The organism is Terriglobus albidus (genome assembly GCF_008000815.1).
GTDB classification, from domain to species: domain Bacteria; phylum Acidobacteriota; class Terriglobia; order Terriglobales; family Acidobacteriaceae; genus Terriglobus; species Terriglobus albidus_A.
This window is the reverse complement of record NZ_CP042806.1, coordinates 4,376,715-4,388,705: the sequence shown is the minus strand read 5'-3', so window position 1 is coordinate 4,388,705 and position 11,991 is coordinate 4,376,715. Positions and strand designations below refer to the sequence as shown.

General features: G+C 55.0%; 11 protein-coding genes. 5 read left to right on the top strand and 6 right to left on the bottom strand.

Annotated features, from left to right (window positions below; translation table 11 throughout):
* Window positions 1–60 precede the first annotated feature (60 nt).
* Window positions 61–651 carry a TetR/AcrR family transcriptional regulator gene (locus FTW19_RS17385; protein WP_147648798.1) on the top strand — a complete coding sequence of 197 codons (591 nt, stop codon included), beginning with the start codon at window positions 61–63 and terminating at the stop codon, window positions 649–651.
* Window positions 652–795: 144 nt separating this feature from the next.
* Here the strand turns inward: FTW19_RS17385 and FTW19_RS17380 are convergent, their stop codons facing one another.
* Complete coding sequence (locus tag FTW19_RS17380; RefSeq protein ID WP_246153369.1) at window positions 796–1,872, bottom strand: epoxide hydrolase family protein; 1,077 nt, start codon at window positions 1,870–1,872, stop codon at window positions 796–798.
* A gap of 411 nt (window positions 1,873–2,283) precedes the next feature.
* Between FTW19_RS17380 and FTW19_RS17370 the strand changes: the two genes are divergently transcribed.
* Both FTW19_RS17370 and FTW19_RS17365 read left to right on the top strand, forming a co-directional pair.
* Window positions 2,284–3,459 carry a M24 family metallopeptidase gene (locus FTW19_RS17370; protein WP_147648796.1) on the top strand — a complete coding sequence of 392 codons (1,176 nt, stop codon included), beginning with the start codon at window positions 2,284–2,286 and terminating at the stop codon, window positions 3,457–3,459.
* Between the two features lie 93 nt (window positions 3,460–3,552).
* Window positions 3,553–3,864, top strand: a complete 312-nt coding sequence (locus FTW19_RS17365; protein WP_147648795.1) for a hypothetical protein — start codon at window positions 3,553–3,555, stop codon at window positions 3,862–3,864.
* A 142-nt stretch (window positions 3,865–4,006) separates the two neighbouring features.
* On the opposite strand, the gene FTW19_RS17360 is transcribed toward FTW19_RS17365, so the two are convergent.
* The 3 genes from FTW19_RS17360 to FTW19_RS17350 all read right to left on the bottom strand — a co-directional run bounded on the left by FTW19_RS17360 (window position 4,007) and on the right by FTW19_RS17350 (window position 7,682).
* Window positions 4,007–5,275, bottom strand: a complete 1,269-nt coding sequence (locus FTW19_RS17360; RefSeq protein ID WP_147648794.1) for a HupE/UreJ family protein — start codon at window positions 5,273–5,275, stop codon at window positions 4,007–4,009.
* A gap of 9 nt (window positions 5,276–5,284) precedes the next feature.
* Complete coding sequence (locus FTW19_RS17355) at window positions 5,285–5,758, bottom strand: hypothetical protein (RefSeq protein ID WP_147648793.1); 474 nt, start codon at window positions 5,756–5,758, stop codon at window positions 5,285–5,287.
* Window positions 5,759–6,017: 259 nt separating this feature from the next.
* Window positions 6,018–7,682 carry a DUF3500 domain-containing protein gene (locus FTW19_RS17350; RefSeq protein WP_147648792.1) on the bottom strand — a complete coding sequence of 555 codons (1,665 nt, stop codon included), beginning with the start codon at window positions 7,680–7,682 and terminating at the stop codon, window positions 6,018–6,020.
* A gap of 593 nt (window positions 7,683–8,275) precedes the next feature.
* Here FTW19_RS17350 and FTW19_RS17340 point away from each other — a divergent pair.
* Window positions 8,276–8,749: a cupin domain-containing protein gene (locus FTW19_RS17340; RefSeq protein WP_147648790.1), complete on the top strand. Its 474-nt coding sequence runs from the start codon at window positions 8,276–8,278 to the stop codon at window positions 8,747–8,749.
* 78 nt (window positions 8,750–8,827) lie between these two features.
* Here the strand turns inward: FTW19_RS17340 and FTW19_RS17335 are convergent, their stop codons facing one another.
* Window positions 8,828–10,018: a family 16 glycosylhydrolase gene (locus FTW19_RS17335; protein ID WP_147648789.1), complete on the bottom strand. Its 1,191-nt coding sequence runs from the start codon at window positions 10,016–10,018 to the stop codon at window positions 8,828–8,830.
* Between the two features lie 138 nt (window positions 10,019–10,156).
* On the opposite strand from FTW19_RS17335, the gene FTW19_RS17330 reads away from it, so the two are divergent.
* Entirely contained in the window at window positions 10,157–10,954 is a 798-nt protein-coding gene (locus FTW19_RS17330; RefSeq protein ID WP_246153368.1) for a carbohydrate-binding family 9-like protein, read from the top strand.
* Between the two features lie 274 nt (window positions 10,955–11,228).
* Here FTW19_RS17330 and FTW19_RS17325 read toward each other — a convergent pair whose 3' ends face one another.
* A complete protein-coding gene (locus tag FTW19_RS17325; RefSeq protein WP_246153367.1) occupies window positions 11,229–11,648 on the bottom strand; it encodes a response regulator in 420 nt (139 codons plus the stop codon).
* Window positions 11,649–11,991 lie beyond the last annotated feature (343 nt).

The following is an 11,991-nucleotide window of genomic DNA, read 5'->3' as shown; positions in this document are numbered from 1 at the left end:
CTTTGCTGACCAACAAAGAATAGCACCGATTCATGTATTCTTTAACGGTTGGCAAGGAATATGGCAGGAAGACCACGCGAATTTGATCGAGATATCGCTTTGCGAAAAGCACGCGACCTCTTTTGGGAGCGCGGCTACGAGGGCGTATCGATGTCTGATCTTACGGCAAAGCTCGGATTGGCTTCCGCACGCATCTATGCCGCTTTCGGCTCGAAAGAGGCTTTGTTCCGAGAAGCCGTTGCTCTTTATGAGGCACAGGAGGGGGCATTCGCCGCAAAAGCGTTGTCTGAAGCTTGTTCCGTGTCGGAAGCGATCAAGCGCCTGTTTATCGATGCCATCGACCTCTACACGCGTAAAGGAGCCCCGCGCGGCTGTATGGTCGTATCCTCGGCGACCAACTGCAGCAATGAAAATGATTCAGTGCGTGAATGGCTGGCTGGTCATCGCCGGTCTCGAACCGCAACTATCCTGGAACGCCTTCAAAAGGCAGAGCGAATGGGCGAGTTGCCTCCCGGTACGGATGCGGACTCGTTGGGGGACCTCTATGCTACGGCTCTGCATGGTATTTCAGTTCAGGCGCGCGATGGAGTAAGCAAAAAGCGACTCTTAGCCATGTTGCCTCCGTTATTGAGCCTCTTAGAATCGCGATAACTGCTCCAGGTCGCCGAGGGCATGGCCGTTCGGACGCACCAAACATCGGTTACGACCTGGGTACACTGGTCGATGATGTATCGAAGCTGATCGATCAGCTCGACCGCATTCACCGATGAGAGCGTGGATTGTCAGCATGACACTTCATCTGAGGTTACGGAAGAAAGTGGTCATGTCCTCCGCGACGGCCACTGGCTCCTCAACCGGAGCGAAGTGTCCTCCGCGTGGAAAGACTGTCCAATGGTGGATGTTGTACACGCGCTCCAGATACGAGCGCGGCGGCTCACCTTCGGAAACGGTCTGGTGTGCGAAAACGCCAAATGCCGTGGGCGTGTTGACATAAGAACGATCAACTGGGTAAAAGCGATTGTCCCAGTAGTCACGCATCGATGAAGTGATGGTCTGCGTGATCCAGTACAGGGTAAGCGTGGCGCAAAGGAAGTCATCAGGCGGTGTGGCGTCGCTCCATGAGTGCCACTTCTCACCCATGTATGCCGCAAGCCCCGCTGGGGAATCGTTCAGTCCATACCCGATGGTCTGTGGTTTAGTGGACTGAATCGCGCTGTAGCCTCGTTCCGTGGCATCCCAGCTTCGGTTTACAGAGAGATACGAGCGCTCGCCATCCGACAAGTCCGCATCATCCACGATGGGCGTAAGGTCGGACTCCAGTGTGGTGAGATAGATTCCGGTTACCGATTCTGGATGGTCCAGAGCGAGAATTGTCGTTACTCCGGCCCCAAAGTCATAACCGCTCGCACCAAAACTGGAATACCCGAGCTTGGACATAAGCCGATGCCATCTTTCCGCGACGTATCGGTAATTGATTCCAACCTGGGGTGGGCGTGGTGAAAATCCATATCCGGGTAGAGAGGGTACGACCACATCGAAGTCGTCGAGCATCGGCAACATGTCCACATAATCGAGAAAGGTGCCGGGCCAGCCGTGCGTAAGGATAATTGGTATACCCCGGCCCGAGGCCGCTCGCTTATATACGAAGTGGATGCCCTCCCACGTGAAATGGTCGAGAGTGTTGAGCCTCTGCTCCCAGATGCGCCAATCAAACTCATGGGTCCAATAGGACACGAGGCGCTGCAACCAGTCCAGTTCAGTGCCTTGTGTCCAGCCTATGCCGGGTATCTGGTCGGGCCATCTCGTATGGAGTAGTCGCGCCCGCAGGTCGTCGAGCACTTCATCCGCAATGTGAATACGAAACTGTTCCACCACCACTCTCCTGATACAGGTTAATGCAGATCATCGCGCTATCGGGGGCGTTCCGCTCACGTGAAGGAACAGGTCACCGTCTCCCGCCGCCGCCGTGAGGGCCCGGCCAGTCACGCCGGTCGCTACGCTGCGTCGAGGCTCCGGGAAATTGACCGTCACGGCGCGGTTGGAGGGCGGGTTGAACACGACCCGTGCGGTAAGCTGCTGAAGTTGATTCCCTCCAGACGGATTGGGGAGCCCGAGGATGTCGCGCAACTTGCGGTGTGGCTTATTTCAGATCAGCCGGACTACATTCATGGGCACCATTTATTCTGACGGCGGTATGTCGCTGTATCCGGGCTTTATCGGTGCGGGTTAGGCAGAACAGGGATTGTCAATGCGAAGGGAAGAAGACGGAATGGTGAACAGAGAATGGTGAATCAGCAACGCAGGCTCCGCATGCGTCACGCGATGGAAGCGCAGCAATTGGATGCACTGATTCTCCGTCTGCCGGAGAATGTGTTGTTGCTGAGCGGGCACTGGCCAATGATTGGCGCTGCTTACCTGGTCTTTCCCCGTGAAGGAAAATCAGTCTGTATAGTTCCGGAGTGTTATCAGGCAGAGGTTGGTGGCTCACTGGTCGATTGCGAGCCGATCCACTACCCATTGGGCGGCGCACTGGATCCGCCGGCGGCCCGTGTAGTGAAAGATCTATTGGCGCAGCAGATGAAGCCAGAGTGGCGCACGATTGGGTATGAAGGAGACTTCGAGACGGTTGCTCCTTCATGGAATGCGGCTGAAGGCCTGGTGCCCACAGCCTCCTTTCAACATCTACTCGCCGAAGCATGTGAGGGAAAGACGCTCGTCGATGTGACACGACTGATCCTCGAAGAGCGGATGCGCAAGACACCGCATGAGATCGTGCGGCTGGCGATTGCGAGTGAGGTCTCGTGTTTCGGACTGGAGGCCTTTGAGCAGGCCGTCAGTATTGGCATCTCTGGAGTGCAGCTCGCTGCCCTGGTGGAACAGGCGGTGATGGTGCACGGTACCGGGTATCGCGACAGTGTACGTGTGAGAGCTTTTGCTCAAGTTACGACAGGGCCGGCAGAGACAGCCTATGCCCATCGGCCGAACGTCATCTCCACTACGAGACCGATGGCCGATGGAGATATTGCGGTACTGGAACTTGGAGTTGTGGTCGATGGCTACTGGGCAGACCGGACGCGGGTCCGCGTCGCGGGGCACGCAAGCGATGAGCAGATAAGGATCTTCGAGACGGTGCGCAAGGCACAGGAGACAGCGGTTGCTTCTGTGCATACCGGTGTACGCGCCAGAGACGTGGATGCCGCGGCCAGAGCTGTGATTGAAGAGGCTGGGTACGGTCCCAGCTTCCCACACATCACGGGTCATGGTCTTGGCTTTGGATACCACGAGCCGGCTCCCATTCTTGGGCCGCATTCAGAGGATGTATTGGAAGAAGGTATGTTTACGTCAGTCGAGCCGGGTATTTATACGACCGCGCATGGCGGCATTCGGATTGAAGACGATGTTGTCGTGACAAAAGACGGAGCACTAGTACTTGGACCTTATAAGAAGGTCTTGCAGTAGGGTGGCGGGCGAAATCGATATGAAATGGATCCAAGGTAGCGACATCGATCACCGATAAAGTCCCCAAGGTCCGTGCAAGCGGGACATCGGATTTTGCTACGCTCGGCGGCGGGAGACATCTCCACAGCCAGTGGAATCAGGAGTTGGGATCGCGGCGGTCGCCATACACGAATCACACGGACAATAGCGACGAGGACGGGTTCGCTGTCGCGCGAGTTCAGGATTACTGAGTCGCAGAAGCTCCAGTTTCGTTGGGAGACCTTCAACGTTCCGAACAAGGCAAACTTCAATAACCCAACCAGCGCACTGAGCAGCGCGCAGTTCGGATACATCACCACTGCGGCTGATCCACGCATCATGCAGTTCTCCGGCAAGTACATCTTTTGTCTCTTCTATAAAACTTAACTCCAGGGAAGGATTGCCGAGAGGAGCAGGGATGCCGGAAAGGCCAGTGTTTGGCTTTCCATGCTCTCCACTCCTCGTCATTTCCAGCACTCGTCTGTTACGGGAGGACGAGGAGCTACACATTCTCCGGTATGAAACGTGGTTATAGGGATGAGGCGGGTTGTGAATCTTTCTGTCGCTTCGCCGTGTAGAGAATCAGTGCGGTCAAGAAGAGGAGCATTGCAATCCAAGCTGATCGTACTGCTACGACGTTCACAGCGTTGTCAACCCCGAGAGACCGCCTACTGATCCGCTCAATCATCCAGCCACTGGAGGCCGCGATCGCAAAGAGCGCGCCAGTCACTCGAAACGCCTTGTAGAACTCTATGCGGCTCAATAGGACAAGTGAAGGCATGACACAGGCGATTACCACAAGTTGCATCACCTCGATACCCAGATTGAACGCAAGGATGCCTTGCAAGCGTTCCCATCCTTGAAGGCCGAGATCGGCGAGCGTCGTTGCGAAAGCAAGGCCATGAATTAGACCAAAGCCAGCAGCTACGGCCGCTTCACGCCCGGGGAATATGGGACGGACAGCGTGGATAGCAGAAACGAGAATACTGAATGCAATCAGGATCTCGATTGGACGATCCGGTACATGAACCACGCGGAAGGCAGCAAGGGCCAGGGTGAGCGAATGTCCGAACGTAAAGGCCGTTGCAATCTTTACGATCTGCGAACTGCTTCGGCGCACACTGGCGTGACTTTCCCAATGCTTTCCAAGATGACAAAGCGGTGCTGGCAACAGCAATGCAAGAAGAAACAGGAGATGGTCGGTACCCTGTGCGATATGCTCGATTCCCAGACGAAATACACTTCCAAAACCCCGCTGCCAGCTACCTGGTCCAAGGTCTATCGCGAGAGTTTGTTCATCACCCGTGATGATGCCAACCAGGTTCGGATTGTTTGCGAAGACATTGCCTTCCCAATCTGATCGTACTGTGACGAGCACGGCGTGAGAGCGTAGACGTTCCGTAATGATTCGGTCATCAAGAATAAAATTGCGCTTATCTGCATCGTTTGGCGCCCGTGCGATCAGATGTATGACGATATAGGGTGTGCCATCGATCATTCTCCACTCGGGGATCGATACTTTGCCGAGTTTCCAAGCGGTTCCGTGAGTGTCCTTTACGCTGAGTCGTGCATCGCAGTATGCACGAATGCGATCGCTCTGAGTTGCCAGTGTCGTGGAATTGATGGCGACATCAAGCACATCGCCCAGACGGCTTGAAGGTAATTGCATTTCGACATCAACCTCATTGTTGTGGATGTCGAGCAGAACCGAAGATTGATACATGGAGTGCGCCTGGGCGATCTCTGGCATAACGAGCGCCAGCAGCAGAATCCACCAACCTAGCGTTCGACGAACCATGCCTCTCACCTATCTCTTCATCCGATCTATATCCTGTGAGAGTTTGGTGTAACGGATCATTCCGAGCAAGACAGGGTCGTTTGCGGGAATAGGATGCTGCTTATCGCTTCGGATGGAGATCAGCACAACGTGTGTGACGATCTCGTGAGCAATCACGTCGTAGTTCAGCATAAAGTGGCCGACACTCGCGCCCTTCGGAGGTGTGAGCATCAAATGAACGACGAGATAGGGAGCGTTTTCCACAGTCTGGATCGCTTGGTCGATGAACTCTACTATGAAGGGTCGACCATCCTGCGCAACAGGATGAACGTGCCCCAGGACGTACTGGCGAAGCGAATCTTTTTCCAAAGGGAGATGCTCTGCGTCGACGGTCTGTCTGAAAGAGATCGAGAGACGATCGACCGGCAACTGGAGTTCTGCACCGACGCGATTGTCATCGAAGTCGAGGAGCACGGCCGTCTGATACATCGCATGTGCTGACACCTTGCAGGGTGCTCCAAGAAGAGCCACAAAAAGCGCAACCCATGCCGCCATTGCGGCCGTTCGTGTTATGCGACTGTTTGCCATCGATCACCTCTCAAAGTTGGTCGCGTACATCCCTTCAACCAAAACGAGCGCTGTTCGTTTTTGAGCCGTTGCAGGCGTGGAGAAGGGTAAAGCGGCGCCAAGCAGATATCGCACTCCCAAACATCGAGGAGTGCGATTCTGGGTGCGAATATGATGCGTTGAATCAGACAGCAACTTAGAAGTCCCCACCGTAGTCTGCCGACTTGTCACGCCAGATGGAGTGATAGTGGATGCTGCTGGAGAAGACAATCCCATTCTGGACAACGAATTCGATCCAGACACGCGGTCCGTCTACGCGAATGTAATCGCCCTGAGTCGTGAATGCACCTGTGCCAGAGTAGCCGACATACGTGCTGGCCAGTGCCGTGCTGTCTTCGTACGTTGAGAGCAGTGTAGAGGCGATGTCGCTATTCTGATCATTCACCCAGGCCTCGATGAACGATTTCACCAGCGCTTGTTGCGTACTGCTCAGAGAGGAGTACAGGACGCCACGGCCGCTCGTCGGGTATGCCTGGGGATAGTTGTCATCATGGCTGGTGCTGCCGTTCGCGCCATGAACCACATCGTCAAATGTGCCGGACAGCTTGGCCGAGCTGTTGCTGGTGAGTGTCTGGCCAAGTGCATACGCAGCTGCGCGCTGCTTCTCCATGACCTGAATCGTGGTACCGCTCGACGTAAAGGTCGGAGGTTCCACACCGAGGAAGAAAGGTGTGGCGCTCACATAGTTTCCGTTATAGGTCACGTTCAGCGCATAGTGATGTCCGCCGAATTGAAGTTGCCAGGCGGATGTCGTGGACGGTGTTCCGAGGAAGGCGATGAAGTAGCGTCCCGCACCGTAAGAACTTGTACCGCCGCCGTTGGATGCCAGGTAGTCATCCGCAACACGGAGGTTTTCTTCCCGAGTATAACCTTCGCTTGAAAGTACTGCGGCGAGCAGTGTCTTGAGAGCCGTCACCTGAGTGGATGACAGGTCTGCGATCTTCACGCCGTTACGTGAGACCTGCGCGGTCGGTAGGTTGGACCAGATGATTGCATTCGCCTCCGTGTAGGAGAGCTGCATCGTTGACTGCTGAGTGCTTGACAATGTCGCGTAGAACTCCTGTGCCAAGCAGACGATGAGCGGTGTTCCGGTATAGTTGGAGCAACTACTGCTCGAACTGGAATTTACGACCACAGTTACTGCGCTCGAAGTGCTCGAAGAGTATGTCGACGAACCGGCATAGGTCGCTGTAATCGTATGAGTGCCAACAGTGAGCGTAGAGGTGCTGAGTGAAGCGCTGCCAGAGGAGAGCGTGACGGCCCCAAGAGAGGTTGATCCGTCGTAAAAGGTCACAGAGCCTGTGGCCGCACTCGGAGATACAGTTGCCGTAAAAGTAACAGCGGAACCGTACGTGACAGAGGTCAGGCTAGTACTCAACGTCGTTGTGGTTGAGGTCGTCGAGCCCGATGTGATCGTAATGGATACGGAACTTGAAGTGCTTCCCGAGTATGAAGAGTTTCCGCCGTAAGTAGCGGTGATGGTGTGAGTGCCGACGGAAAGCGAACTCGTAGAAATGTTTGTGGCTCCAGAACTGAGCGTTCCCGTTCCAATTGAAGTAGAGCCGTCGTAGAAGGTCACAGTTCCAGTTGCGCCGCTTGGGGACACCGCCGCAGTGAGTGTAATGGAGGTGCCGGAAATCGCCGAGGTGGCAGAGGACGTTAGGGTAGTGGTCGTAGATCCACTCGTGCCGGCAGTTCCACCACCACTGCCGCATCCCACAACCCCGAGAGCGACGGTAAAGGAAAGCAATAGCACGGTGAGGGTGCGGCTGGTGTGACAGATACTTGAAGGAAGAAGCATTCGTGCTCCTGGGACTCTCCGAGAAAAAGATCAACATGCAATATGACGTGGATCCTCTCTCCGGGATTACGATTGCAGTGCCTCGCCAGCATGAGGACGACGGAAAGCCGGTCTTTTTGGCCTTCCATCGCCTCCTGTTTCCGCTATTCTGCGTAAATCATGTTTCCGATACCTACTCAGAACGGTAGCGATACTGTTTCTCTGCTCGCTCTGTCTTCTCAAACGGAAGAATGGACAGATGCCAATGGAGACCATACCGCAACGAGCACAATCGACGATTCCGACGACGAACCGTCACCTTATCCGTTGGGTAGAGATGTTGGCGGATTTATGCCGGCCATCGGCGATTCATTGGGTAGACGGTTCGCACGTCGATCAGGCCGCTTGGAGAAAAGAGGTGACGGACCATGAGGAACTCTTCCTCCCACTCCATGACCATCTACCACCGGAGATGATCTACGAAAGAGAACTGCTTATCTGCAGACTCTAGGAATGAAGGTTAGAGCAGGGGAGACAATTCCGTGCCTGCTCCGGGGGCCCAGTCGCTCAACCGGCCGATCGCGTGTCTTGTAGACTTGTTGCGGAGGGGAAGCATGAACCGACGACAACTCCTGACGTCTATGACTGCATTGACCGGAACGGCTATGTTCTCCGAAGTTCTGGCGCAATCCGGGCCGCAGATTACTCATGTGGATACCAAGACCAGCGGTCCATTGCTTCAGAGCAGTGTTGTGAAGGTTGAGAGCTTGAAACCGGAGGGCGCCGCACCCGGTGCGAAGGCGTATGTGCACTTCAATGGGCCGACAAAGCAGCTCGAGGCAGTAGCCTCCGGCCTTGTGACCCTGGAGCCAGGAGCACAGCCACATCCGCCGCACCAGCATCCTGAGGAAGAGATCATGATCGTGGGCGAGGGCACAGGTGAATTCATCCTCAACGGCGTGGCCACACAGGTAAAGACAGGCGACATGCTATTCGCCGAATCCAATGTGTTGCATGGTGTTCGGAACACCGGTCAAACGCTCATGACGTTTTATTTCATCAAGGTTATGGGTAGAAACGCTTCCTGATGCGTAGTTCATCCCGGCCTGATGAGGTAGGGGAGACCACTTCATCAAACCGGGACCTAGCTCCGTCCATCGTTCGCACTAACGCCTCAGGAACTTCACCATGTTCGCCTCAACGCAGCCATCTTTGGGGGCGAGGGTGACGGAACCTGCTGTCCCGCGATCGAAGTCGTAAGTGCCGAGATCAACCCAGCCAGTTGCCGTATCGGCGGGAATTTCTTTTGTACTTGGCCCGGCCTTGCTGAGGATGTGCGCCTCGCCAGCACCATTTCGCAGTGATGGGTTATTTTTCACGTGCCAGACCTGCACGTTATAGGTTCCACTCTGCGCGATGGAGGGAACATACATGGCCGTGGCGTCACCGCTGCAGGAGGCGCGGGTTAGGGAATTGCTGAATCCCGGCTCGGGGCCGTCATGCCAGTCTTTTCCATATTCGGCATAGCCTTGTTCTGCTGCACCGATGTAGTAATCGCGTACGTAGTATCGGACCTGGGAGTATATGGCCGGGCTTGTGCCGCTCGCATCGATCGGTTGTTTGGCGCCAATGGTTGTCAGCCAGATGTTTACGCGGTCGTGGGTGCCTTGAGTCGGCAGGTAGGCCTGCTGGCAGATCTTCTTTCGGTCGAGGTAATAGGTAAGCGATGTCTCCGTCCACTCCACCGCGTACATGTGCATTCCGGAGGCTGTGCTGAAACCGGGACTGAATCCTCCGTCGCAGCGCTCTGAACTGATGCTCTGCCGGTTCTTCCACACGAGATACCCCATCGAAACTTTTAGCGGCGACTCGATCTCGAAGTCATCGATCTCGGTACGACTGATATCGGTGAAGGTCGTTTTGCCATCACCGGCCATTGCCCAGAACGATGTATGCCAACCCGGGTCATTGGTGACCTGTGCGGTGACTTCGAAATATCCATAACGAAATGCGGCTTTACTAACGATGCCTCCGCCGGTGTAATGCATGCCTGCCACATCTTCCTTGCGTGGCGTGATGTAGAGCTTGCCATCGTGCACACTCACGTTGCGGGCAAGTTGGGTGCTCAGCGCCTTCGCATCGGTCCGGAAGGTCCATTGGTTCGTATCGACCTGGTCGCCTTTGAAGTCTTCGCTGAACTGCAATGCATACTTCTCCGGTATCTCCACCCCAGCGAATACATTCGCTGGGGACCCCGGTATCTCCACCCCAGCGAATACATTCGCTGGGGACCCCGGTGTCTGTGCCGCGAGTAACCCAGCATGCAAAATCAGTGCAGCGACAAGGATCGTCTTCATGAAGATCGCCTCTCTTTCGAAGTTCGTGTGGATCGAAGCGAATCCTATGGAAAATCAGAAAGGGAAGTCAAGCGATTAACCTCACGTCCTCCGCAGGAAACCCATCGATCTAGTGGGGAGCACGCAGGCGTAGGTATTTTGACCGAGCCTGCTCCCTGGGGGACGCCTTATGATGACTCCATCCTTATGGGCATCTTTTCTACCCGCGCTCGTTTCCTCGTTGCCGGCACCCTGGCTCTCCTATCTCCTACTGCCGTCGCGCAGACTCCGAAGAGCTATGACTGTAAGCACACTGCCAGACCACTGGTCATCGACGGCAAACTGGACGACCGCGCCTGGAGGTCCGCTGCTTGGAGCACTGACTTCGTGGACATCGAGGGCGATGCCAAGCCACGTCCGCGTTTTCATACGCGCATGAAGATGCTATGGGATGAGACGTATCTCTACATTGGCGCCGAGTTGGAAGAACCCGACATTAAAGCAAAGCTCACCGAGCACGATTCGGTCATCTTCCATGACAACGACTTCGAGCTATTTCTTAAGCCTCCCACCAGTTCACCCGGCTACTTTGAGTTTGAGATCAATGCGCTGAATACCTCATGGGATCTATTCCTGAACAAACCCTACCGGCAGGGTGGCAAGGCCGACAATTCCTGGGATATCCCGGGCTTGAAAACTGCGGTCTCGTTGAATGGCACGCTGAACAAGAGTAATGACGCCGATAAGGGATGGAGCGTCGAGATCGCCATTCCATGGACCGCATTCACTTCGCGGCTCCCCGTAGAGCCTCCCAAGCCCGGCACGGAGTGGCGCGTCAACTTCAGTCGTGTGGAGTGGAAAGCAGGCCAGCCCCGTGAGGACAACTGGGTTTGGTCTCCGCAGGGCGCGGTAAACATGCATATTCCGGAGATGTGGGGTTATCTCAGATTCCAGTAACGATCAATCCGATCGCAACCGCTTATTAGCGGGAATCGGTCTGGTGTGCCGTGAGCAGAGCATTGACAACTAACGCATCCAATGCCGAACTCGAAGCTCCCGGGCCAAGCCCAAGGCGAGCCGCGGAAAACGCCTATAGATGCGGAAGCTCTACATTACACCTGCAGGAAAAATGCTCTAGCGATACGAGAGGTCGAGCTGGAGAGCAGTGCGTTGCTCTCCAGCCATAGAACTCACGACCAGGAGCTGATCGCTCGGCGCCGTTGCTCGCAAGTTATTCTCTTCCAGAGGCTGGATCGTAGCTAAGCCTTGCAAGAAGATCTTGCGGGTGGACAGGTTTGGATAGCAGTTCCAGATCGTATCCGGCGCCCTTCGCTTCCTCTAGCAGATTGTTTGTGGCAGCCTGGCCGGAGAATAAAAGAACCTTACAATCAGGATACTTTTGGCGAAATTGGATCGCCAACTCTATGCCATTCATGTCCGGCATAACCACGTCGGTCAGCAGAAGATCTGGCGGCAACGCCTCAGCGGCGGTTATAGCCTCTTTCGCCGACCCGAATGCCAGGGCATCGAAGCCATTCTGGGCGAGAATGATCGCGAGTGTCGTCGCAATCACGTGCTCGTCATCAACTACGTAAATTCGCTGTCTATTTCCAAGGCTGCTTGCCATAGTGTTCGAAGCAAACCACTCCATAACCGTGGCCTACTTCGACCCCCCCAGAGAGGGGTGACTTTATAAACTATGGCCCCGGACGTTTACCACTTTTAACGCATCGTACAGCGATATTGCAAGAGGGCAGATTAGAACGCACTAATAAAGTATCGAAAAATCGACTTCTATCAATGCCGGCTCAGCCCGGGACCCCTGGTCCGTCCGTAATGCAGGCAGCTCCAGAGGGTGTACCTGCAATTTTGAATTTTCTGTTTCCATTGTGCGGTGACAGACCGTCCGAACCATCGATTAAACCTGGGGACTTCCCTAAATTGGAAAGATCGGTCTTAGGCTAGAGCATTTTTCCTGTAGATGGGATGTACGG